Raw genomic sequence first — 24164 nt, 5'->3', positions numbered from 1 at the left:
ATTACTGGTACATCCAAAAGTTCGGATGCTCTATCCGCTCGATTGCGGTGGTAGAGTTCCTACCGAAGGCTGCCTTGATTTTCTCTGCCAGTGTTTTCATGAGCGGCTCCTGCTGCGTTGAAGTAGCGTTAGCTTCTCTCAATCGATAACAGCGGAGAAATCGGTTTTTACTATGCTCAACAAGCAAAACGCTAATAGCGTCGCGTCTGCCTATACGCTCAGTCGAGTCGAACCAACATCCTTCCGGTTTGCTGACCAGCTAAGGTACGCTCGATCGCTTCAGGCAACTGTTCCAGCGAAATCTCCTGCACCAGGTCGTCTAGATTAGGCAGCTTCCACTGCACTGAAAGCTTGTCCCACATCGAAGCTTTGACGACCAGAGGGATCTCAACCGAATCGACGCCCAGTAGATTTACCCCACGCAAGATGAACGGCAGTACGTTAGCCTGAAAATGCGTCCCAGCGGTCAAGCCGCAACATGCCACGCTCGCACCACGCTGCAGCGACTTCACCACGTTGAACAGAATATCGCCACCGACAGTATCGACCGCCCCCGCCCATTGCTCTTTGAGCAGGGGCTTCTCGGTGCCAGCCTGTAACGCGCTACGCTCAACGACTTGGGTCGCCCCAAGCTTGCGAAGAAAGTCGCCTTGTTCGGCCTTGCCCGTCACTGCAGCCACCTTGTATCCCAGGCGGGACAACAGGGCTATCGCAATGCTGCCGACCCCGCCGGTCGCGCCCGTTACCAGAATCGGCGCGTCAGTTGGCTCGAGACCTGCTTGCTCAAGTTTATCTATGCACAGTGCAGCGGTCAGGCCAGCCGTGCCGAGGGCCATGGCCTCACGCAGCGAAAGCCCTACCGGGCGCTTAATGACCCACGCTGCCGGAACCCGAATGTACTGACCGAAACCACCAGCGGTATTCATTCCAAGGTCATAACCGGTGACGATCACTTCATCACCTATGGAAAAGTCGGCCACACTTGACTCGGCAACAGTCCCTGCCGCATCGATACCGGGCGTGTGTGGAAAGCTGCGAGTGACGCCGCGATTGCCGCTCGCCGATAAGGCATCCTTGTAATTGAGCGACGAGTAGGTGACTCGGATCAGTACTTCGCCTGCCGGCAACTCGTCAGTGTCCCGTTCCATCAGGCTTGTTTCGAAACGACCACCGTTTTCATTGGTTTGCAGTGCTTTGAAGCGAGCCATTAGTAAACCCCTTATTGCCAGAAACGTTGTTCATTAAGACGCGTCCAGCCCTTCAGCACACCGTGCTCGAGGACCGTGCTTGCAGCCATGCCGAATCGCTCAGGCAGACTTTTCTTCTCTGCGTAATGCAGCTGGAACAGATCAGCCTCACGGGCCCGGGAGGCCAGGTATTCATCGCTGGTTTGCAATTCATCAACCAATTGTTTGCCGAGCGCCGCGATCCCGAGCCACACCTCACCCGTAGCGACCTCATCAATGCTCAGCTGCTGGCGATACCGCGCGACAAAGTTCTTGAACAGTTCGTGAGTGGTTTCCAGATCGTCTTGAAATTTCTCCCGACCCTTCTCAGTGTTTTCACCGAAAATGGTCAGGGTGCGCTTGTACTCACCGGCGGTCAGCACCTCGACATCCACGTCATGCTTTTTGAGCAGGCGATGCAGATTGGGCAGTTGCGCAACTACACCGATGGAACCGAGGATCGCAAATGGCGCGCTGAGAATCTTCTGACCGATGCAGGCCATCATGTAGCCGCCACTCGCAGCAACCTTGTCGACACATACCGTTAGCGGCACGCCGGCATCGCGAATGCGCACCAGCTGTGAAGCAGCAAGTCCATAGCCATGAACCATACCACCGCCGCTTTCGAGCCGTAGAACGACTTCATCTTTCGGTGTGGCCATGGTCAACAGAGCAGTGATTTCGTGACGAAGACTGTCGACGGCCGATGCCTTGATGTCGCCGTCGAAATCGAGCACAAAGACTCGGGAACGGTTTTCTGGGTTTTTCTTGGCCAGCTTGGCTGCCTTCGTTTCTTGTTTGCGCTGCAGTTTCAACTGATCCTTTTCGATCATTGATTGCTCGAGACGCTCGCGCATCGATTTGTAGAAATCGTTGAGCTTGTGTACTTCCAGATGTCCACCCGTTTGCTTGGACCGCCCACGACGCAGCGAAGCAAGCACCACCAGCACCACCAAGACAGCGGCTACCAGCGTTACCGTCTTCGCCAGAAAGCTTGCATAGTCAGCAAGAAATTCCACAGACCCTCCTCAATTAACCACGGTCGCCAGCAGGAACCCGAGTTGGCGAAAATTGCTCAAGCATACCGATTACATTACCGGCTGAGCCAGCGGAACCAGATTCAAACGAACGTATGATTTATCGTTGACACTCCACTACGATGCCCCTACGCTCGCGAAAACTGGGTGCCGGAGCAACGCATGGGCAGTATCTACCTGATCAGACATGGCCAGGCGTCATTTGGCGCAGAGAACTATGACGTACTGTCTCCAGTCGGCTTCCAGCAATCGGCAGCCCTAGGTGATTATCTGGAGCAGATGGGTATTCGCTTTGACCGCTGCGTAAGTGGGGAGTTGAATCGACAACTGGACACCGCGCGCGCAACGCTCCAGCGAATGACTCCTCCTCTCGGAAGCCCACTGCCGGCTATACAGATTGACGCTGCCTTCAATGAGTTTCGCGCCGACGAAGTGATTCGCGCACATATGGACGATCTCTTGGCCGTTGAGCCAGGGGCCATTCAGGTCTTTGGCAATGCAGCTAATCATCGTGCGGAGTTTCAGCGACTGTTCAAATATGTCATTCAGCGATGGGTCTCTGGCGATCACGAAAAGCAGGGGCTTGAAAGCTGGCAGAGTTTCGTAAGCCGCGTTCAGGCCGGATTGAGCCGGTTGCTCGAACAGGCAAGCAAAAAAGATCACATCGCCGTGTTCACGTCTGGCGGTACGATCACAGCGTTGCTGCAATTGATCGTCGGCGTACCACCTATCAAGGCGTTCGAACTGAACTGGCAGATCGTCAATACGTCAATCAGCCGCCTGAAGTTTCGTGATCAGGACGTCGCCTTGGCATCATTCAATAGCCACGCACACCTAGAATTGCTGAAGAATCCGGAGCTCGTCACCTATCGATAAGCTCCAGCCGACCGCGGCCCCATAGCCGCACGTTTTTCCCCACGACAATAAAGGGTCATATCCGATGAGCAATGTCGACGAAACCATCCAGGGCATGAAGGCCAAATTCAACCCCAGCGCTGCGGCCGGCTTGGATCTGGTTTTTCAGTTCAATATCACCGATGCCGAGAACTACTACCTGGTCGTAAAAGACGGTACCTGTGACTTTCATAAGGGCGAATCGGCTGATGCCAACGTTACGCTGATCATGGATAGCGAAACCATGCAGGGCGTCATCAGCGGTGAAACCGACGGCATGCAGGCCTTCATGGCAGGCAAGCTGCGAGCCGAAGGCGACATGATGCTGGCGCTGAAGTTGAGCGAGCTGTTTCCGGCCTGATCTACCTTGACGTAAAAAGCCGAAGTCCCACGACTTCGGCTTTTTTATGCGCTTTTTGTAGGATTTTCCAAGCATCAGGCGCCTTGATTACGCGGCAACACCCCGGCCAATAACGGCCGACTTCCCTTGGTGATGCTCAATGCGGGCATTAGATTAGGGTCGTCGGATGGTCAATGGCGCAGCGGCTCAAGCCTGCCATAGCTGGCCATTAAGGCATCGATAATAGAAAAGGGACAAGCATGGCGCTTACTGATCAGACCAGCCGTATACGTGACGGCGAAGAACTGCCCACCGAGGCCATCGACCAGTACCTGAAAGCCCACATTCCGGGACTTGAAGGTATGCCGAGTATTTCGCAGTTTCCAGGGGGGGCGTCCAACCTGACCTATCTGCTGGAATACCCGAAACAGGAATTCGTGCTCCGCCGTCCTCCCTTTGGTCACAAGGCCAAGTCCGCACATGACATGGGACGTGAATACCGAATACTCAACCAGCTCAACGCTGGCTTTCCGTACTGCCCGAAAGCCTACGCCTATTGCACCGACGAGACGCTTATCGGGGCCGAGTTTTACGTGATGGAGCGGGTCAAGGGCATTATTCTTCGTGAGGACATGCCCGCCGAACTTGGATTCACGCCGGAGCAGACCACCGCGCTGTGCAAGAGCTTCATCGATAAGTTCGTCGACCTGCACAATGTTGACTACAACGCCTGTGGCCTAGGTGATCTGGGCAAGCCCGAAGGTTACGTCCAGCGGCAAATAAATGGCTGGATCGATCGGTACGAGCGAGCGATCACGGCTGACGCGCCTGGATGGGAGCCGGTTAAGGCTTGGCTGCGGGACAAGATGCCAGCCGATCACCCCAAGCCGGGCATCATCCACAACGACTACCGCTTCGATAATGTAATCCTCAATCCGGATAACCCCATGGAGATCATCGGCGTTCTGGATTGGGAGATGACTACGCTGGGTGATCCTCTAATGGATTTGGGCAATACGCTTGCCTATTGGATAGAAGCGACGGACCCGGCGCCGATGCAGCTGATTCGCAAACAGCCCAGCAACGCGCCCGGCATGCTGACTCGCCAGCAATTTGTTGACTACTACGCCGAGCGCGCGGGTATCCGCATCGACAACTTTGACTATTACTACACCTATGGCCTGTTCCGCCTGGCGGCGATTGTTCAACAAATCTACTACCGCTACTTCCACGGTCAGACCCAGGACAAGCGGTTCGCCAAGTTCGTACAAATGAACGCCCTGCTCGAGCAAGTGAGCCTGCAGGTTATTAACAACTCGAAGCTGTAACACAGCTCACCAAGAGGAACCGACTCCATGACTAAGACCAACCTATTTGACTTGGACGGCAAGATTGCCTTCGTATCCGGCGCCAGCCGTGGCATTGGCGAAGCCATCGCCAAACTGCTGGCCCAGCAAGGCGCCCAGGTTATTGTTTCAAGCCGCAAAATTGATGGCTGCCAGGCGGTTGCTGATGCGATCAACGCTGACGGTGGCAAGGCCACAGCCGTCGCCTGCCATATCGGTGAGCTCGAACAGATCCAGGCTGTCTTCGCTCAAATTCGCGAACAGTTCGGTCGGCTGGACATCTTAGTCAACAACGCGGCTACCAATCCGCAGTTCTGCCATATTCTGGATACCGACGTGTCAGCCTTTCAGAAAACGGTTGATGTGAATATCCGAGGTTATTTCTTCATGTCCGTTGAGGCCGGTAAATTGATGCGTGAGCATGGTGGCGGCAGCATCATCAACGTAGCCTCGATCAATGGCGTCACGCCGGGCAACTTCCAGGGTATTTACTCGGTCACCAAAGCAGCGGTGATCAACATGACCAAGGCTTTCGCCAAAGAGTGCGCGCCCCAGGGCATTCGCTGCAATGCCCTGCTGCCAGGCCTCACGGACACCAAGTTTGCCTCGGCCCTGGTCAAGAACGACTCGATCCGCGAAGAAGCGCTACGTCATATCCCACTACACCGTGTTGCGGACCCCAGCGAAATGGCGGGCGCTGTGCTCTATCTCGCCAGCGATGCATCGAGCTACACCACCGGTCTGTCGCTCAATGTAGACGGCGGCTACCTCGCCTGATCAAGCGACTTATACAAAAAAGGGAACCATTTAGGTTCCCTTTTTTTTTCGGAGCTTTCTGGCTACCAGCCCTTCATCGCCTGTTCTGCTGCGACGCTCGCCGGTTTCGCCAACAGCCCGGCAGGGGTCATCTCGATTGTATAAACGGCATTGTCAGCGATCGGTAGATAGCTAACTCGGCGCAGTTGCGCATCGAGCATTAGCGGAGTGCACTCGCACCGATGCAACCACGCCCAGAAATCCACTCCCGCCCGGCTGTTTCCCAGCTGCACATAGGGACGACGCGCCTGATCCTGTTGCTCGACGGCCAGATAGCGACCTGAAAGGCGCTCCAACCGATAGCCAGGCTCCAACCCAATGAGCGCCGCCAGCCCCTTCCAGTGAAGTGCGCGCAAGTCGAGCTGCCAGAGATCGCCTTCAAGCGTGACAAAGCGAGTGCTCTGCCCCTCTTGCACCTGCACCCGATAACGCTGATGACCATCGGCCTGAAAGGTCAGCGAAGCCAGCGGCGTGCCATCACTCAACGGCTGATAGGTCGTGACGTCCCAGGCGACTAGGCCAACCAGGCCAGCCAGCGAAAGTACCAGCATTCCGAGGGTGCCACGCAACCAGCCGAGCAACCAGTGCCCACCCACAAGTAATCGCACCGCGACCAAGCCACTGAGCAGTGCAAGTAACGCGACAACCACCGCAAGCCCTATATATTGCATTGCCCACAAATCCACCGAAATCCGACGGAGCATTATCGATACGGTCAATCAGAGCAGCCAGCACCAGAAAGGAACACTGGAGACGAGTCGACATTCTGCTGTTTGCCATTCGCTCAACCAACCCGTACCGCAGTACTAGGAGGAGCTTGGCGTTGGCTTTACAAAAGCGCAACCGGCATGATGCGCCATCTCCGTTACCGATTTTGTTATGAGTGTTCTCACATGCTGACCTTTGAGCTTGCGACGGACCCATTGGTATTGGCCGCCCTCATGGCCGTCGCCTTTCTTGCCGGCTTTATTGATGCCATAGCCGGCGGAGGTGGCCTATTGACGCTTCCCGCTCTGCTGACCGCGGGCTTGCCGCCGCATCTGGTTCTAGGCACCAACAAACTGTGCGCAACCTTTGGCTCAGCTACGGCAAGCTTCACTTTCTATCGCAGAAAACTATTTCATCCACAGCAATGGCGATCCGCGCTCTTAGCGACTGCTATAGGGGCAGCGCTGGGCGCGGGTTTGGCACACATGATCCCGGCACGCTGGCTCAATCAGGCACTACCTTTGGTGGTATTTGCCTGCGGGCTATATCTGCTTTTCGGGCGTATGCCAACCACACCTCGACCGGGCGCTGAGCCAATAGCCCAACATCGACAGTGGCCACAAGGCCTGACCCTAGGCTTCTATGACGGCATAGCGGGGCCCGGCACGGGAGCGTTCTGGACCGTCAGCAACATGTTGCTCTACCCGCTCGACTTGCTAAAAGCCAGCGGCGTGGCTCGCAGCATGAACTTCGTCAGCAACGGTGTTGCACTTGCCGTATTCATCGCTGGCGGGCAGGTGGCCTGGGGGCTAGGCATCGGCATGGGGCTCGCCTTGATGGTCGGCGCATACCTTGGTGCGCGCACAGCAATCCAGGGCGGATCAAAATTCATCCGACCGATCTTTATATCCGTGGTGCTGGCACTGAGTCTGCGGCTAGCCTGGCAGCATTGGTTCGGTACGGCCTAGACGTCGTGCCAGATACAGATCAATCAAGTAGCGGGCGATGGATTTGTGAGCAGGCAGCGCAGGCAGATCATGGATAGAAAACCAGCCCGCATCCTCAATCTCTTCAGGCTGCATCACAATCTCTCCTGACGCATATTCTGCGTGAAAGCCAAGCATCAACGAGTGTGGAAACGGCCATCCCTGACTGCAGATGTACTGGGGCTCATGAATAGACACCCCAACCTCCTCGTGGACTTCCCGCCTGACGCACTGTTCGACTGACTCGCCGGGCTCAACGAACCCAGCAAGAGTGCTGTATACCCCGGGGGCAAAGCGCGGTGAACGTGCCAGTAGCAGCTCGTCGCCTCGCGTTACCAAAACAATCATGCTCGGCGAGATGCGAGGGTAGTGATGAATGCCACAACTCTCGCACTGCATCGCACGCTCCGTAGCATGCTGGCGCATCGGGTTGCCGCAGCTGCCGCAGAAGCGATGATGGCTTGCCCAGGTGCTAATCTGCGCAGCGAAGCCGAGCATACGAAACCTTTCGGTATCGTCATCATGCATCATAAATTGACGCAGCCCCTGCCAGCCAGCGCCGGGCACTTCGACCGGGTGCGCTAACTCCATTAGAAACACTTGGTCGCCATCGAAAAAACCCAAGCCTTGCTCGCTGAGCAACGGTAGGTCGAGGCGTTTCAGCCAATCTCTGGGAAACAGCACGCCATTTGCGTCACAAAGAAACCCCTGCTGGCAATGAACGACGGCCCATCCACCGCCCATTGCCGGATCAAGCAGTGCTGGCTGCCACCGTAAACTCATCAGGCAGCCACCGGGAGACCCAGTGCCCGCACACTTTCGGTCGCGAGATCCAACACGCTGATCCGTGATTCGTCGCGCCGCAGTATCGCTCCGCCGTCGAGATAATATTCGAGGCTGGTCAACGCGTCGGCCAGGGTTTCAAGCATTTGCTCTGGTGGCATTTGCACGCCCTCGAGCATCTGCTTCTGAATAAAGTCGGCACAGGCACCAATCAACTCAGCGGCGCGATCCTGTTCTAGAAAACGCAGCCCGCCACGAACAGCCATCAAACTGAAGGGAACATTGGCCAAGTGTAACTTTTCCCCGTTTGATTCCAGATACGCTGTGATGGCGCGCTTGGCCAAGGCCAAACCTGCGGTCGCCTCGCCGATCACCACGATGCAAGCTTCGGTGAGCTGATGGTTGGCGAATGCCTCAGCCTCTTGGCCTGGCTGCGCAATCTGTGGACGCGCATCAAAGCGCTCGCCGCGCTCCAGGCTAGCCACCATGCTCTCGACATAGAGCACCGCATCGGCCAATTTCAACAGCGCCTGGGGCTCGGGCAGTTGTTCGACGCTCCAGCCGGACACCACCGAGAGCTGGGCATGCAAGGTACTCGATGCCGAGGACAAGCCCACCATTCCCAACGTCTTCGCCAGTTTGCCTAGCAGACTATGCAGGTTTGGATACGACTCAGCCGGTGCGGTCTGGCGCTCGATGAGATCCAGTAAGTCTTTGAGACTCGCCAGCTCTTCACGGATCGCAGACGACAGCGAGCGCATTACAGCCTGCCCGGGGCCCGCCAACCGCTGGGATTCATCCTCAAGAAGATGGTCGGTGAAGGGTAACGAACCAAGCGAAAACGTCTCCCGTACCTGACTTGCTAATGGCCCATTGCTTTCGGCTAATGCAACGAGATACAGCAGCTCCTTGAGCAGAACCCGCGGTGGTTCGTAGGCCTCATGACTGCTGAGCTGACGAAGTTCACGGTCAAGCCTGGAAAACAATTGCTTGCGTGATTGGCGCGGCAACAGTTGGCCATCCAGCTGGGCCTCCAAAGCTGCGCTCCCCAACCAACACAGGCGACCACCCGCCGAGTTTGCGAACAGCAGATCCAACCGGCCCAGCGCACGCGCCATAAGCTTAAGGCTGGCCGAGGTATTGTCTTCACGAATGAAGCCGAGCAAGCCCACCTGATACATTTGACGCAACCTGCGCGCCTCTGCCGCACGCGCAGCGGGCTCGCGCACCGCAGCCTCGATTGGCGGACGCGCATGATCGAGGCGGACGCTAAAGAAGAAGCTTTCGGGTAACGGCGACTGGCCACTAACCAACCGCAACGCATTGATTGGCGGCAGCAGCAGTTCGGGCATTTCCTGCCGGCTGGCGTCGACGCTTTCGAGATAACGTCCTAACACATACAGCGCGTTACTCAGCGCTGCCAACTGACTGTCTCGATCTTCCCCCGCTCCGACGGGGATGTCTGTCGCCAGCTGGAGTATTTCCTGCGCGAGCAGTTCGGCGCCGGTCAACTCGATGAGCCGCAGCGTACCGCGAACCTGCTTGAGATTCTCGACAGCCTGCTGCAACAGACCGCTATTGTTTCTGTCGATGATGAAATGCTCGAGGCTCTGCTCGGCTTCTTCCATGGTAGCGAACAACTCATCGCGAACCAGGCTGAGTGAAGTAGCTCCGGTAACCATGCCTAGCGCGCCTCCCGCGCAACGTTTGAATGATGCATCAGTCAGCGAAATCCGGTTTCTGCTTGCTCATATGGGCAGCCATGGCGACCTTCAGGTCAGCCGACTGAAGCATCGCTGCGTTCCAGGTGGCGATGTACTCGAGGCCATCATCGACACGGTGGTCGCGCATATAGCGAATCATCTCCTTGGTCCCGCGAATGGCGACTGGTGACTTCGCGGCGATATCGGCCGCCAGAGCGAAAACCCCAGCCATAAGGGATGGTTGGTCGGTGTAAGTTTGATTGACTAGGCCGATGGCCTTCGCTTCCTGCCCGTCAACGTTACGCCCGGTGTATGCGAGCTCGCGCATCATGCCGTCGCCGATGATTCGCGGTAGTCGCTGCAGCGTACCGACATCCGCCGCCATCCCCATATCGATTTCCTTGATCGAAAACTGCGCATCGAGCGTGCTGTAACGCATATCGCAGGCAGCGATCAGATCGATCGCACCGCCGATGCAGTACCCTTGGATGGCCGCTATGACCGGCTTGCGGCAATTATCCACCGCGTTGAACGAGCTCTGAAGCTTGAGAATCTGGCGACGCAGGCGTTCGGCGTTGCGGCCCACATCGCTGCCCATCTGGGTCGCGGCTTGCGCTAACAGTTGAAGATCAATACCGGCTGAAAAATGCTTTCCCTCGCCCGACAGCACCACTACCCGAATGTCGTCCGTATCATCGACCCATTGGAAGATATCGACAATTTCGCTCCAGAATGCAGCATTCATGGCGTTGACCTTGTCAGGTCGGTTAATCGCTACATGGGCGATCTTGTTCTTCAACTCCACACGGAAGGCTTGGTAGTCGGTCACGCTATCATCCTCGACAGCCGAGGCACTCAGTGCCTGAACGGGTTCGACAGCCCCCGCAGGGAGGACTGTTCTCAGCCGAACAACTATAACAACAGCCGAGTGAAAGTCGATGCGGGACGATGTGAAGCAGCCCACGCCCTCGCACATGATCTTCTTTGACAAGCTGCGATACCGGCTGGATGGGCCGAGTCATGGGCTACTCCTCAAGGATGCAGTCGACTGTATAACCTATCCCGTCAGGATGCTCCGCGTGCTGCAGTCCATGTACATCAGCATCGAATCCAGGAAATTGCGCGGCGAACCGCTGAGCGAAGGCTAGATAATCGAGAATCGAGCGCGTTTCGGAGGTGAAGCGCTCGCCCGGCATGATCAGGGGAATCCCTGGCGGGTACGGCACCAGCATGACCGCGGCGATGCGCCCTTCCAACGCCTCAATGGAGACTGCCTCAACCTCGCCGCGTACCAGCTTGTCGTAAGCCTCGGCCGGCTTCATTGCCAACGCAGGCAGCGCGGTGTACATCCGCCTCATGGCTCTTGCGGTGGCGTTCTTGCGGTAACAATCATGGAGCGAGTCGCATAGATCCCTCAGCCCCATCCCCATGTATAGGCTGCCGCCTGCCTGCACCACAGTCGGCAACGCATCGCATAACGGTACGTTGTCGTCGTAGTGTCGTTTGAACTCCAGTAACTCGGTGAGCAACGTGCTCCATTTACCCTTGGTGATACCCATGGAAAACAGCACCAGGATCGAATAGAGACCGGTTTTCTCGACGACCAGCCCCCGCTCCCAAAGAAACTTGCTGACCACTGCCGCTGGAATGCCCCGCTCGCTCAACTTGCCACCGGCGGTCAGCCCGGGCGTTACCAGGGTGACCTTGATCGGATCGAGCAGCACGTAATCATTGGCGACATCTCCGAAACCATGCCAATCCGCTTCCGGCTGCAGCAGCCAGTCGCTGGTGACCAGTTCGTCCGCCCCATCTGCCGAAGCAGGCTGCCAGATGCTGAACCACCAGTCATCTGGCGCCAGATGCTGTCGCAGGTTAGCCAATGCGCGGCGAAAGCTCAGCGCCTCGTCGAAGGTTTCCTGGATCAGTGAGCGACCCGCGGGACCTTCCATCATCGCCGAGGCGACATCGAGCGAGGCAAGGATGCCGTACTGCGGGGAAGTGGAGATATGCATCATGAAGGCTTCGTTGAAGCGATCACGATCCAGCTGTCGCTGCTCACTGTCGAGGACATGAATCATTGATGCCTGGCTGAAAGCCGCGAGCACCTTGTGTGTCGAATGGGTAGTGAATACCAGCGGCCCCTGCTCGCGAGTGTCCATCCCGTAACGCCCGTCGTAGAACTCGTGAAACGCGGCGTAGGCGTACCAGGCCTCGTCAAAATGCAAGACATCTACGCTATTGCCGAGGGTCCGCTTGATCAGGTTAGCGTTGTAGCAAAGGCCGTCGTAGGTGGAGTTGGTCACGACCGCCAGCTTCACTCTTGGCGAGCGCCCACGGGTGAGTGGGTTGGCATCGATTTTGGCCTGAATCGATTCCGGGGAAAACTCCTCGAGTGGAATCGGACCAATGATTCCGAGTTCGTTGCGTGAGGGCGTTAGATAAAGAGGAATTGCGCCGGTCATAATGATCGAATGCAGTATCGACTTGTGGCAGTTACGATCCACCAGCACCAGGTCGTCCCGGGCCACCATTGAGTGCCAAACGATCTTGTTTGCCGTAGAGGTTCCGTTGATCACGAAAAACGTGTGATCTGCACCGAAGTTTCGGGCCGCTCGGGCCTCGGCCGCTGCCAACGGACCAGTGTGGTCGAGCAGCGAGCCAAGCTCAGGCACGGACACTGACAGGTCGGAGCGCAGCGTGTTCTCGCCAAAGAATTGATGGAATGCCTGGCCGACCGGGCTCTTGCGAAAAGCGACACCACCGCCATGGCCAGGCGTGTGCCACGAGTAGTTGGAGTCCCCCGTATGCTGCACCAGCGCGCGGAAAAACGGCGGCAACAACCCATCCAAGTAGCTCCGCGCGGCGCGAGCGACCTGCCGGGCGAGAAACGGGACGGTGTCCTCGAACAGATAGAGCAACCCGCGCAGCTCGTTCAGGTCCGCCATCGCCTCAGCTGGCGCATTCTCGATGGTGATCTGCTCACCAAGCGCAAAAATTGGTAGCTGAGGCGCACGCCGGCGTGCGACTCGTATCAGCCCCACAACATCCTGTAATAACCGTTGGTTTTCGCCAGCGCCTTCTGCAGCAACCAGGATGCAGGCCAGCCCGTGATGGGTTGACGCGACAATTCGACCCTCTGCAGCACTTCCCGTCGGGAGAATATGAAAGCCGTCCCGCTCAAGCTCGGCTGCTATTTCTCGTACTCGCTCGCCAGCGACGGTATCGGCCTTGATGTCACGGTGAACAATGAGGATGGGGAATTTGAGGTCTTTATACATGAGGGCGTCCTGGGGGGAGTCCTCTCCAGCGTAGAGGCTCTACCCGCAAGCACCAAGCTAGAATTTATTGCGCCGCGCCGAAGCGTCTGTGAGCGCGTCGACGCCTCAGGCCGGCAATGCTTCCGCCTCGTTGGGGACGGGTTGCTCCAACTGAACCCAGAGGGGCACGGCACCCGCTGCCTTCTCGATAGCCTGCATGCGTGCCGCATGCGCAGCGACTTCTTCCGCATTGGCGCGGATCACCAAGGTACCGGGGCGGTCAGCTGGCAACCGGCGGATAGGCGTAGGCTGCTGACGGCCGCCACTCTCGGAACCGGCGCCATCACCCGCCAGGGACAGGTTGGTTTGTCCACCCGTCATTGTCAGGTAGACGTCGGCGAGGATCTCCGCATCGAGCAGCGCGCCGTGAAGATCGCGACCCGAGTTGTCGACCCCATAGCGTTTACACAACGCATCAAGGCTGTTGCGCTGGCCAGGATGCCGTTCACGGGCCATCAGCAGGGTATCGAGGATGCTGCAGTGATCGCTTAGCTCGGCACGATCCTGCTGACCGAGCAGGGCAAACTCGTTATTGATGAATCCAACGTCGAACGCTGCGTTATGGATGATCAGCTGGGCGCCTTTTATGAATTCGAAGAACTCATCGGCAACCTCCCTGAACCGAGGCTTATCGGTCAGGAACTCATTGGTGATCCCGTGAACAGCGATCGCGCCCTCGTCCACCTCACGATCCGGCTGCAGATAGACGTGATAATGCCGGCCGGTAAGGCGACGACCGATGACCTCAACACAGCCTATCTCGATGATCCGGTGACCATCGGTTACTGGCATACCAGTGGTTTCGGTATCGAGTACTACGCTACGCATATTTCACATTACTCAGGCAGGTTGTCGTTTGGCTTGTACTACGCCGCGATTGGCCAGGAGATCGGCGCGCTCGTTCCCCGGGTGCCCCGTATGTCCGCGGACCCACTGCCAACTCACCTCATGGCGGTTGACCTGCTCATCCAACAGCCGCCAAAGATCAGCATTTTTGACAGGTTGTTTGGCGGCGGTCTTCCAGCCGCGCTTCTTCCAGTTGGGCATCCAGTCATTGATGCCCTGCATAACGTATTGGGAGTCGGTTACCAGCTTTACCTGGCAAGGCCGCTTCAGCTCTTCCAGTGCACGGATGGCAGCCGTCAACTCCATGCGGTTGTTGGTGGTTTCCGCCTCGCCACCCCAGAGCTCACGCTCCACGCCCTTGTAGAGCAACAGCGCACCCCAGCCACCCGGGCCAGGATTGCCTTTGCAGGCACCGTCGGTATAGATCTCGACCGTTTCGTCACTCATGAGAAATTCTTTGCCTATTACTGTTCGGCGTCCCGGCGACTGACCTTCGCCACAGGCATCGGTAGCAGCTGCCCCATGCGCTCACGGCGGCTTTGCCGCACAGGTCGCAGACCTACCATAAGCTTTCGCGCCACAAGCAGGTAGAAACCTCCCGTAGGCAATTGCGACCTTTGTGCCGCGTTCTCCAGACCGGATAACCGCGCCCGCCATTGGCTCGACGAAAGCGGCGGACAATAGCATCCGAACTGCCGTTTCTCCAGCGAGAATCCAAGCAGGTTCAACCAGTCACCTACTCGCGTCGGACGGATGCAACGAGCGTGGCGAAACGCCTTGCGTGACAGCAAGCGTGTCGCACCCCAGGCACTCCAAGGATTGATCCCGACGATCAGCAAATGCCCTCCCGGCCGGACGCTGCGGGCGGCTTCACGCAGCAGGGCGTGCGGCGACAGGCTGAAATCCAGACCATGCTGAAGCACAACAACGTCAGCAGCATGTTCGCCGATCGGCCAGGATTGCTCCTCGCAGATGATTTCAACACCTGCAAGTGGCGGCCCTAGGCGGACGCTGCGTTTGATTTTCTGCGGCTCGATCGCAGTATTGGCAAATGGCCCGTAATGCACCAGGTAGCTGCCAAAACACCGCGACAGCTGCTGATTGATCACTAACTGCTCGTGTTCAAGCAGTTGTCGCCCTGACGGACCAGCGAACCAAGCACTGGCATTGTCCATCAGCGACAGCCAGCGTTCGTCCGACTTTGCACAAGACTCACTCATGGCTAGCCTCCATTCGTCGGTTTGGCGGACCCGATCAATACGCCCTATCGGTTCAACTCTCCAGTTCGGCTGTTAGGATGCGCTTTTGCAAATGACTTGGCGACCCGTGCATATGTTGAAGATAGACGCTCTGCCCGCCTTCACCGACAACTACATCTGGTTGCTTCAGGATCCTCAAAGGCGTCTCTGCGCAGCGGTAGACCCGGGTGAGGCTAGCCCTGTTCAGCAATGGCTGGACGCTCGCCCCGGCTGGCAATTGACTGACATTCTGATCACTCATCACCACCACGACCATGTAGGCGGCGTCGAGCAGCTCAAGGCCCAATATGGCGCGACGGTCTATGGCCCAGCGAACGAAAATATACCGGCCAGAGATCATGCGCTGGTCGACGGGCAGCGCGTCCGCATTCTCGGCCAGGATTTAGAAGTTTTTGAGGTTCCGGGGCATACCAGCGGTCACATTGCCTATTTTCATGATGACGCCCAAGCGCCCTGGTTATTGAGCGGCGATACGCTGTTTGCCGCAGGTTGTGGCCGCCTGTTCGAGGGCACCGCCACCCAAATGTTCACATCACTGCAACGGCTTGCCGCACTGCCTGCAGCTACCAAGATCTATTGCACCCATGAATACACGCTGAGTAATCTGCGGTTTGCTCAGGCAGTCGAACCGGAAAACCCTGATATCGCTGAACGTCTCGAACAGGTCGTCCGCCTGCGTGAGGCAGAACGCATCACGCTGCCCTCCGACTTGGGTATCGAACAAACCACCAACCCCTTCCTGCGCTGCTGGGAGCCCGGAGTGGTAGCCGCAGCAAGTCGGCATGCCGATCGGCCACTGGAGACAGCGGAAGCCGTGTTCTCGGTACTTCGAGGGTGGAAAGACAGCTTTTAATGAAGATCGACCAGTCGCCAAAAACCGAGGCGTCGGGTTGACCCACCGGAGCGGCATTCTTACACTCCCTCGAATTTGCGCCTAGGGAGCCCATCAGCCAATGCCGTCTGACTCTACGAACAGCCCACAGCCGGACGCCTTGGCAGCCTCCGGCCGGGCCCTGGCGCTAGCAATCTGTCTCGCTATAACCGGCTGCCAGAGCACCTCCCCCCGAGCCCCGACGGACAGCGATGCCCGTACCAGGGCAGTGCCGATGGTGCAGGACACCCTGTGGCTCACGGAGAAAGCGCCGGCAGAGCCGACCCATGCGGACATATGGGATCGCATCAGGCATGGATTCAAGCTACAGGACCATCTGGAAAGCAATCCGCGCATCGAGCAACAGCGCCTCCTTTTTTCCAGCCGACCGAATTCCATCGAGATGGCAAGCGAGCGAGGCAGCCCTTACATCCATTACATCGTGGAACAGCTCGAAGAACGCGACATGCCCCTCGAGCTGGCACTGCTGCCCATTATCGAGAGCGCGTACAACCCGTTTGCTTATTCTCCAGCTCAGGCAGTCGGCCTTTGGCAGTTCATTCCTTCGACAGGCCGCCACTTTAATCTGCAACAGACCAGCTGGTATGACGGCAGACGCGACATCACCGCGTCTACCACCGCAGCGCTGCGCTATCTGACCTATCTGCACGGCCTGTTTAGCGACGATTGGTTGCTTGCGCTGGCTGCCTATAATGCCGGCGAGGGAACCGTCAGCCGCGCCATCGAGCGAAACCAGAAGCTCGGCCTGCCGACCGATTATTGGAATCTGCCCCTTCCTCGAGAAACTCGCGATTACGTACCAAAGCTGTTGGCACTTTCGCAGATGGTGCAAAGCCCTGATGCATACGGACTGAATCTGAACCCCATCGCTAACGAGCCCTATTTTGAAGTAGTCGCGTTGAAACAGCGCATGGAGCTCGCCAGGGTCGCAGACATGGTGGACCTGGACGAAGACGAGATCTACCAGCTGAACCCTGCGTTTACTCGGCGAATTACACTGGACGGCCCGCAGCACCTGCTGGTCCCAAGCGACAAAGCCGAGATGTTTGCGGCAAACCTTGCGCTGATGAAACCGCAGGATATGGTTGACTGGCAGCAATACAAGGTACGTCCTGGTGACACGCTGGGCGCAATCGCCAACCGGCATCGCCTATCAGTCAACATCATTCGTGATATCAATCGCCTGCGCAGCGATCACCTGCAGATCGGGCAAGTGCTGAGCATTCCGCAATCAGCCGGCGCGTCACAGTCTCAGGAATTGCTCCACGCGGTTGCGAGAAGCCAGCCGGCACCGCGTAGCTACCGCGTGCGCCAAGGTGACAGCCTCTGGGATATCGCCAAAGCACAGAAGGTTTCGGTCCGTGATCTGCAGCGCTGGAACAACCTGTCAGGCAGCAATCTCAAGGTCGGCCAGGCACTCTTTCTCCAGGCTGCCGGCAATAACCAGCAGACCAAACCCGCGCCGACCTATTACAAGGTCAAGAAAGGTGATTCGCTTTATGTGATCGCCAAACGCTTCAATGTTCAAATCAACAACTTGAAGACCTGGAACCCCAGAGACAGCGCGATGCTCAAACCGGGCCAGACCCTTACGCTGTACATTCCACACTGAGCTGCGGCGCGCAAAGGTTTAGGCGGCCCTGCTCAATTGCGCTTGCTCAGTGCATCGAGACAGCGCCCGGCCAGCTGGGTAAATCGCTGAAAGGCGACAAACTGCTCGTGTTTGAGCGCTCTTCCAGATACGCGATTGTCGGCATAGAGCACGCCGATCTCACGCGTGCCCGCCACTAATGGCGCAATAAAAAACATGCCTTTTCCCAACTGTTGGCGAAGCGGCAAGCTCACCAGCTCGTCGAGGTTATAGCTTGCCGGAATGCCCATCCACAGTGGCTGGCGCTGGCGCAGCACATAACTGAAGATATGCGACTGGCCTGACGGATCAACGGGCAGCACGAATTGCTCAAGCCAGGACTGAGTTTGATCACCCACTGCACACTTAGCACGGAACGACCGCTGCTGATCGGCAAGTACGGTGAGCATAACGCGCTCCAGCCCTGCGCCTTGGTGCAGCCCCTTGAGCAACGTATCGAGTATCAAACCGACATCACCCCGACTGGTGGCCATCATGCCGAGGTCCTGCATGGCCTGCTGCATCAGTAGCAGGTCAGGCTGCAAGAGGCTCGCGGCGCGCTGTGCCTGCTGCAATTGAACCTGTTCCGGGTCAGTGGACGGTATCAGCTTGCACAGTCGACTGGCGCCGAAAGTAGCCGCTACGTTCACCGCCTCGTCCGCGCTAGCAAGGACTTGCTGCATCGCATCCGCTTCAGAGATGCCGCTGAAATCGGCCAACTCCTTGACCAGCCCTTCCATTTCCGGGCAGCCCCACCCATTCAAGGCCGCTGCGCCAATGCGAACCCCCAGGCTTACGGAGTGCACTGCGGGGTCCCGCAGATTCCCAGCCCCATGAGCGAAACTGGCCAACTCACCGATATTCCAGCTCTTGATCAGCCCCAGGTTAAGCTGGCGAAAACTGGTGCCAAGCACCTGTTCGACGGCTTGATCGTGGTCCGTGCCGGCCGCCAAGGCATCACCCAGCTCATCGGCCTGCTGGCCACCGCAGCCCCAGAACGCGAGCTCGCCCACTTCGTGCAGCAACGCGGCAATGAAAACCTCTTCCTCATGCTTAGTCAGAACGTAGCCGGCAATGTTGCGTGCCTGCACCGCCGCATGAAAGGACCGGGCGAGCAATTCCTGCAGCTGTTGTCGCGGCGTACGATCCAGCAAACCATCGATCAGGCTGACCGAAAGACTGATCAACCGAACGTTATCAAAGCCGATCATGACGATGGCACGAGAGATGGTCTTGATCGTTTCCTGGGACGGGTTGTAGTAACTGCTATTGCCAACCCGAAGCACCTTCGACGTCAGGGCTGCATCGCGCAAGAGTACGTCTGCCAGCTGCTGGACGGACGCATGCTCTTGCTCGGTAATCCGCTGAAGATCCTGCACGACCGCTGCCAATGCAGGCAGTTCGGATTGGTTCAGGCGGTCTATCCACACCTGCAGACCGTAACTGGTTTCACTCAAAATTTGAGACCTCACCCAAGGATCGGGCGGCTGAAGGGAAAGGCAGTTTGCCCAGATGGCCGGCCTTTTTCCAGCGGATACAAGCTGTTACTGTAGCCGGCCGAAAAGACCGAAAGCGCCATGGATCGGATTCACCGTTTGATGCGACCCATCCTAATACTGTTGAGCTGTCTGGGACTGAGCTTTCCGTCGTTCGCCACCATCAGCGAAAGCCACGGTTATGCGCAGTTCGGCACCCTTAAATATGCGGAAGACTTTACTCATTTCGATTGGGTGAACCCCGATGCGCCTAAGGGTGGCAACGTGCGGCTGATGGCTTCCGGCACGTTTGACACGCTGAATCCTTACACATTCAAGGGAACCAGCCCAACCGCAACACCTGGCTTCTTCCAGTATGGCGTCTCTGAACTGAACGAGCCGCTGATGGTTGGGACAGGCGTCTATGATCCATCAGGCGACGAACCCGCTTCAGCGTACGGCCTGATCGCCGAGACCATCGAGTACAGCGACAACCATAGTTGGGTGGTTTTCAACCTGCGTGACTCGGCGCACTTTCACGACGGTCGCCCGATCACGGCTTACGACGTTGCATTTTCTTATCGGCTGTTGATCAAAGATGGTCACCCACGCTACCGCACCGATCTGCAGGGCGTTGATCGCGTCGACATACTCAATCGCCATCGCATTCGTTTCGTGTTCGACAAACCGGGCCAGCCGTTGCTGATTATGCGCCTGGGTGAATTGCCGGTGCTGCCGCAACACTATTGGAAGGACCGGGATTTCCGCGCAACCACGTTCGAGCCACCATTGGGCAGTGGCCCTTACAGAATCAGCGATGTTCAGCCAGGACGGCGCGTCACCTTCGAGAAAGTGAAGAGCTGGTGGGGTAGCGATCTCCCGGCCAATCGCGGTAAGTACAACTTCAATCGGGTCGACGTGGAGTTCTATCGCGACACGACCGTCGCCTTCGAAGCCTTCAAGGTCGGTGAGTTCGACTACTACATCGAGCACCAGGCAAAAAACTGGGCCAATGGCTATCAATTCCTGGCGGTTCTGCGCGGTGACGTGATTCGCGCAGAGATTCCGCACGAAATCCCTACCCAGACCCAGGCAATGTTCATGAACGCGCGTCGTTCGACCTTTGCCGACATCAGGGTGCGGCAGGCTTTGGGCATGATGTTCGACTTCGAGTGGACTAACCGCGCCCTGTTCTATGGGGCCTACCAGCGCAGCGAAAGCTACTATCCGAACAGCGTGTTCTCCGCGACCGGCACACCAGAAGGTGGGGAATGGCTCCTGCTCTCGCCATTCAGGGAGCAACTCCCAGCGCAGCTCTTCACCGAGCCGTTCAAATTACCGAAAACGGACGGGCGCGGAATTCCACGCGACACTTTGCGCAAGGCGCTGGCTTTGCTCGGGGATGCCGGCTGGAAGCTGACCCCCGACGGCCTTCGCGACAAGGCGGGGCGTCCATTTAGGTTCGAGATTCTGCTGGTCAATCCGGGGCTCGAGCGGATACTTCAGCCCTATGTGGAAAACCTGTCGCGGATCGGCATATCAGCCCGCCTGCGAACTGTCGATGGCGCTCAGTACAAGCAGCGGCTTGATCAGTATGACTACGACATGATCTTGACCACACTCGGGCAGAGTCTCAGCCCTGGGCTGGAACAGTGGCTGTATTTCCATTCAAGCCAGGTGAACGTAAAGGGCGGTCGCAACTACGCCGGCGTCGCCAACCCCATCGTCGACACAATGATCGAGAAGCTGCTTGCGGCGAAGACCCGTGACGAGCAGATAGCCGCCACACGCGCTATCGACCGCGTTCTGCTCTGGAATCACTACACCATCCCCAATTGGTACATCAGTTACCACCGTCTGGCATACCGTAATCGGTTTGCTCACGTCACCACACCGCCCTACACGCTGGGATTGCGCGCGTGGTGGTTGAAGGACCTGGAGGAGAAGGCTCAATGACAAGCAAGATACGTCGGGTGTTTCTACAAGCGGGCACCTTCGCCCTACTCTCCCTCACGGGCCTGGCCGAAGCGGCACCGCAGCATGCGCTGACCTTGTATGGTGAGCAGCCCAAATATCCGTCTGACTTTTCTCATTTTGAGTATGTCAATCCGGACGCCCCCAAAGGGGGAACGCTGCGCCAGGCAGGTTTCGGCAGTTTTGATTCGCTCAACCCGTTCATCAACAAAGGCGTAGCTGCCGATGATATAGGCCTCGTCTATGACACGCTGACGACTAACAGCCTTGACGAGCCCTTCACGGTTTATGGCCTGCTCGCAGAAAAGATCGAGAAAGGGCCAAACAATGAGTGGGTGCGTTTCTACCTGCGGCCCGAAGCGAAGTTTCATGACGGCGAGCCGGTTGAAGCTGAGGACGTTGTGTTCACTTTCGAAACGCTGATCAGCAAGGGCGCGCCGCATTACCGTGGCTACTACGCTGACGTCGAAAAAGCCGTGATCGAAGGCCCGCGTCGCGTCCGGTTCGATTTCAAGCACGCTGGGAATCGAGAGCTGCCGCTGATCCTCGGCCAGCTGCCCGTCCTGCCGAAGCATTGGTGGGCAGACAAAGACTTCGCCGCCGGCAGTATGGAAGCCCCGTTGGGCAGCGGGCCCTATCGCATCGAGCGAGCAGAAGCGGGTCGCTCAGTCCGTTATGCCCGCGTCGAAGATTACTGGGGCAAAAACCTCGCGGTGAACCGAGGTTTCTATAACTTTGATCACGTCAACATCGATTACTACCGCGATAACACCGTAGCGCTCCAGGCTTTCAAGGCTGGTCACTTCGATTACTGGCTGGAGACGAGCGCGAAGAACTGGGCCACTGCCTATGATATCGAGGCCGTCAAAGACGGGCGGATCCTCAAAGAGGAGATCGCCAATCACAATCCCCAAGGCATGCAGGGATTCATATACAACACCCGCAGAGACCGATTGCAGGATCCGAGGGTTCGAGAAGCCCTGGCGCTGCTCTTCGATTTCGAATGGACAAATCGCCAACTATTCAATGGTGCCTACTCACGCACCACCAGCTATTTCGATAACTCCGAGCTGGCGTCCTCGGGCCTGCCCAGTGAGCAGGAGTTGAGCATCCTCGAACCACTACGCGGCAAAATTCCGGATCAGGTATTCGAAAAACCTTTCGAACTGCCACAAACCAACGCCGATGGCATCATCCGAGCACAGCAGCGCCGGGCCTACGAGCTGCTTACGGCAGCCGGCTGGAAGATTGAAAACGACCAGATGGTGGACGCCAAGGGCAAGCCGGTCAAACTCGAGTTTCTGTTAGTGCAAGCAGACTTCGAGCGCGTGCTGCTGCCCTACAAGCGTAACCTCGCCAGCCTGGGCATCGACCTTGAGCTCCGCCGCGTCGACGTATCGCAATATATCAACCGGCTGCGTTCTCGTGACTACGACATGATTGTCAGCGGGTTCGGCCAGTCGAGCTCGCCAGGCAATGAGCAACGTGAATACTGGCATTCGGCGAGTGCCGATAATCCAGGAAGCCGCAATTACATCGGGCTGAAAGACCCCGCCATCGATGTGCTAGTCGAAAAGCTGATTGCCGCTGACTCGCGGGACGAGTTGATTACACGTACTCGTGCGCTGGACCGTGTATTGCTCGCAGGTCACTACGTAATTCCGAACTGGCACATCAAAACCTGGCGTGTCGCGTACTGGAACCATCTCGCACACCCAGAAATAACGCCACGTTACGATGTCGCCCTGATGACCTGGTGGAACAAGCCAGACGTAGACAAGCCCGAGCCGGAACCGCTTGAAGACAGGCCAGCGACCGAAACGGATACCAGCGTCACCCGTGCGACGGAACAATAGGCATGCTCGCGTACATTTTCCGGCGCCTACTACTGATCATCCCAACTCTGTTCGGCATCTTGCTGATCAATTTCATCATCATTCAGGCCGCACCTGGCGGCCCCGTCGAACAGGCGATTGCCAAGCTTGAGGGCTTCGAAGGCGCAACCAGCCGGATCGCAGGCGGAGGATCCGAAGTCGCGACTGGGAGCAACAGCTATCGAGGCGGGCAAGGCCTGGACCCTGACCTGATTGCCGAAATCGAACGCCTGTACGGCTTCGACAAGCCGGCACCAGAACGTTTCTGGATCATGCTCAGCAACTACCTGCGGCTGGATTTCGGTGAAAGCTTTTTCCGCGATGCCAGCGTGACCGATCTGATTATCGAAAAAATGCCGGTGTCGATCTCGCTGGGGCTATGGAGCACGCTCATCATGTACTTGGCATCGATCCCACTGGGGATTGCCAAGGCAACTCGACATGGCAGTGCATTCGACGTCTGGACCAGTTCGGCCATCATCATTGGCTATGCAATACCTGCGTTCCTGTTCGCCATCCTGCTGATCGTGCTGTTCGCCGGAGGTAGTTATTGGAACTGGTTCCCACTGAGGGGGCTGACCTCCGGAAACTTCGAAGAGCTTTCGCTCACCGGCAAGATCATCGACTACTTCTGGCATCTTGCGCTTCCCGTTACGGCATTGGTGATCGGAAATTTCGCGACGCTCACCTTGCTGACGAAAAACAGCTTCCTCGATGAAATAAACAAGCAGTACGTCATCACAGCACGCGCTAAAGGCTTGAGCAAAAATCGCGTGCTGTACGGACACGTATTCCGTAACGCAATGCTGATCATCATTGCTGGCTTCCCCTCGGCATTTATCGGCATGTTTTTCACCGGTTCACTGCTGATCGAGGTCATTTTCTCGTTAGACGGCCTTGGCCTGCTTAGTTTCGAGGCAGCCATCAATCGGGATTATCCCGTCGTGTTCGGCACGCTGTTCCTCTTCACCTTGCTCGGTCTGGTGGTCAAGCTCATCGGCGACCTGACCTACACGCTCGTCGATCCTCGAATCGACTTCGAAAGCAGGGAGGCTTGA

At 57.3% G+C, this 24164-nt stretch carries 21 protein-coding genes; 10 read left to right on the top strand and 11 right to left on the bottom strand.

Features of this window, described 5'->3' with window-relative positions; genetic code table 11:
* Positions 1–218: 218 nt before the first annotated feature.
* Both ACIGHL_RS06970 and sohB read right to left on the bottom strand, forming a co-directional pair.
* Positions 219–1208: a YhdH/YhfP family quinone oxidoreductase gene (locus ACIGHL_RS06970; RefSeq protein WP_128121323.1), complete on the bottom strand. Its 990-nt coding sequence runs from the start codon at positions 1206–1208 to the stop codon at positions 219–221.
* A gap of 11 nt (positions 1209–1219) precedes the next feature.
* Positions 1220–2245, bottom strand: coding sequence for a protease SohB (gene sohB / locus ACIGHL_RS06965; RefSeq protein ID WP_128121324.1), 1026 nt, complete (start codon positions 2243–2245; stop codon positions 1220–1222).
* A gap of 180 nt (positions 2246–2425) precedes the next feature.
* Between sohB and ACIGHL_RS06960 the strand changes: the two genes are divergently transcribed.
* The 4 genes from ACIGHL_RS06960 to ACIGHL_RS06945 all read left to right on the top strand — a co-directional run bounded on the left by ACIGHL_RS06960 (position 2426) and on the right by ACIGHL_RS06945 (position 5620).
* Positions 2426–3139, top strand: coding sequence for a histidine phosphatase family protein (locus tag ACIGHL_RS06960; RefSeq protein ID WP_128121325.1), 714 nt, complete (start codon positions 2426–2428; stop codon positions 3137–3139).
* Positions 3140–3203: 64 nt separating this feature from the next.
* Positions 3204–3518 (top strand): SCP2 sterol-binding domain-containing protein, encoded by a 315-nt coding sequence (locus tag ACIGHL_RS06955; protein ID WP_045427587.1) that lies wholly within the window; start codon positions 3204–3206, stop codon positions 3516–3518.
* A 239-nt stretch (positions 3519–3757) separates the two neighbouring features.
* Entirely contained in the window at positions 3758–4825 is a 1068-nt protein-coding gene (locus ACIGHL_RS06950) for a phosphotransferase family protein (protein ID WP_128121326.1), read from the top strand.
* Positions 4826–4852: 27 nt separating this feature from the next.
* Complete coding sequence (locus ACIGHL_RS06945; protein WP_128121327.1) at positions 4853–5620, top strand: SDR family oxidoreductase; 768 nt, start codon at positions 4853–4855, stop codon at positions 5618–5620.
* A gap of 62 nt (positions 5621–5682) precedes the next feature.
* Here ACIGHL_RS06945 and ACIGHL_RS06940 read toward each other — a convergent pair whose 3' ends face one another.
* Positions 5683–6330 (bottom strand): hypothetical protein, encoded by a 648-nt coding sequence (locus ACIGHL_RS06940; protein ID WP_128121328.1) that lies wholly within the window; start codon positions 6328–6330, stop codon positions 5683–5685.
* Positions 6331–6552: 222 nt separating this feature from the next.
* Between ACIGHL_RS06940 and ACIGHL_RS06935 the strand changes: the two genes are divergently transcribed.
* A complete protein-coding gene (locus ACIGHL_RS06935; protein ID WP_128121329.1) occupies positions 6553–7335 on the top strand; it encodes a TSUP family transporter in 783 nt (260 codons plus the stop codon).
* Here ACIGHL_RS06935 and nudC read toward each other — a convergent pair.
* From nudC to ACIGHL_RS06900, 7 genes are all read right to left on the bottom strand, one after another.
* A complete protein-coding gene (gene nudC, locus ACIGHL_RS06930; RefSeq protein WP_128121330.1) occupies positions 7303–8136 on the bottom strand; it encodes an NAD(+) diphosphatase in 834 nt (277 codons plus the stop codon). The genes ACIGHL_RS06935 and nudC overlap by 33 nt on opposite strands.
* Positions 8136–9818, bottom strand: a complete 1683-nt coding sequence (locus ACIGHL_RS06925; protein WP_128121331.1) for a FimL-related protein — start codon at positions 9816–9818, stop codon at positions 8136–8138. Before ACIGHL_RS06925 ends, nudC begins: the two co-directional genes overlap by 1 nt.
* A gap of 37 nt (positions 9819–9855) precedes the next feature.
* The gene (locus ACIGHL_RS06920) at positions 9856–10668 is read right to left on the bottom strand and encodes a crotonase/enoyl-CoA hydratase family protein (protein ID WP_128121332.1); all 813 of its coding nucleotides are present in this window, start codon (positions 10666–10668) and stop codon (positions 9856–9858) included.
* A 196-nt stretch (positions 10669–10864) separates the two neighbouring features.
* Positions 10865–13117 (bottom strand): Orn/Lys/Arg family decarboxylase, encoded by a 2253-nt coding sequence (locus ACIGHL_RS06915; RefSeq protein ID WP_128121333.1) that lies wholly within the window; start codon positions 13115–13117, stop codon positions 10865–10867.
* A 105-nt stretch (positions 13118–13222) separates the two neighbouring features.
* Positions 13223–13984 carry a DNA polymerase III subunit epsilon gene (gene dnaQ / locus ACIGHL_RS06910; protein ID WP_128121334.1) on the bottom strand — a complete coding sequence of 254 codons (762 nt, stop codon included), beginning with the start codon at positions 13982–13984 and terminating at the stop codon, positions 13223–13225.
* Positions 13985–13996: 12 nt separating this feature from the next.
* Positions 13997–14449 (bottom strand): ribonuclease HI, encoded by a 453-nt coding sequence (gene rnhA / locus ACIGHL_RS06905; protein WP_128121335.1) that lies wholly within the window; start codon positions 14447–14449, stop codon positions 13997–13999.
* Between the two features lie 17 nt (positions 14450–14466).
* The gene (locus ACIGHL_RS06900) at positions 14467–15222 is read right to left on the bottom strand and encodes a class I SAM-dependent methyltransferase (RefSeq protein WP_128121336.1); all 756 of its coding nucleotides are present in this window, start codon (positions 15220–15222) and stop codon (positions 14467–14469) included.
* Between the two features lie 112 nt (positions 15223–15334).
* On the opposite strand from ACIGHL_RS06900, the gene gloB reads away from it, so the two are divergent.
* Both gloB and ACIGHL_RS06890 read left to right on the top strand, forming a co-directional pair.
* Positions 15335–16114 carry a hydroxyacylglutathione hydrolase gene (gene gloB / locus ACIGHL_RS06895; RefSeq protein WP_128121371.1) on the top strand — a complete coding sequence of 260 codons (780 nt, stop codon included), beginning with the start codon at positions 15335–15337 and terminating at the stop codon, positions 16112–16114.
* Positions 16115–16214: 100 nt separating this feature from the next.
* Positions 16215–17765 carry a lytic transglycosylase domain-containing protein gene (locus tag ACIGHL_RS06890; RefSeq protein ID WP_181690033.1) on the top strand — a complete coding sequence of 517 codons (1551 nt, stop codon included), beginning with the start codon at positions 16215–16217 and terminating at the stop codon, positions 17763–17765.
* 32 nt (positions 17766–17797) lie between these two features.
* Here ACIGHL_RS06890 and ACIGHL_RS06885 read toward each other — a convergent pair whose 3' ends face one another.
* A complete protein-coding gene (locus tag ACIGHL_RS06885; RefSeq protein WP_241509236.1) occupies positions 17798–19240 on the bottom strand; it encodes an HDOD domain-containing protein in 1443 nt (480 codons plus the stop codon).
* A gap of 141 nt (positions 19241–19381) precedes the next feature.
* On the opposite strand from ACIGHL_RS06885, the gene ACIGHL_RS06880 reads away from it, so the two are divergent.
* Genes ACIGHL_RS06880 through ACIGHL_RS06870 form a run of 3 tightly spaced genes read left to right on the top strand, consistent with a single transcriptional unit; the run spans position 19382 to position 24164 of the window.
* On the top strand, positions 19382–21214 hold the full coding sequence (locus tag ACIGHL_RS06880; RefSeq protein ID WP_128121372.1) for an extracellular solute-binding protein: 1833 nt from the start codon (positions 19382–19384) through the stop codon (positions 21212–21214).
* Positions 21211–23088, top strand: coding sequence for an extracellular solute-binding protein (locus ACIGHL_RS06875; RefSeq protein WP_128121338.1), 1878 nt, complete (start codon positions 21211–21213; stop codon positions 23086–23088). Before ACIGHL_RS06880 ends, ACIGHL_RS06875 begins: the two co-directional genes overlap by 4 nt.
* A gap of 2 nt (positions 23089–23090) precedes the next feature.
* Positions 23091–24164: a microcin C ABC transporter permease YejB gene (locus ACIGHL_RS06870; protein WP_045427631.1), complete on the top strand. Its 1074-nt coding sequence runs from the start codon at positions 23091–23093 to the stop codon at positions 24162–24164.

Origin of the sequence: Pseudomonas sp. NPDC077451, from assembly GCF_044543345.1 — a bacterium.
GTDB lineage: Bacteria > Pseudomonadota > Gammaproteobacteria > Pseudomonadales > Pseudomonadaceae > Stutzerimonas.
The sequence above is the reverse complement of the archived record's forward strand: the minus strand, read 5'-3'. Positions and strand labels throughout refer to the sequence as shown.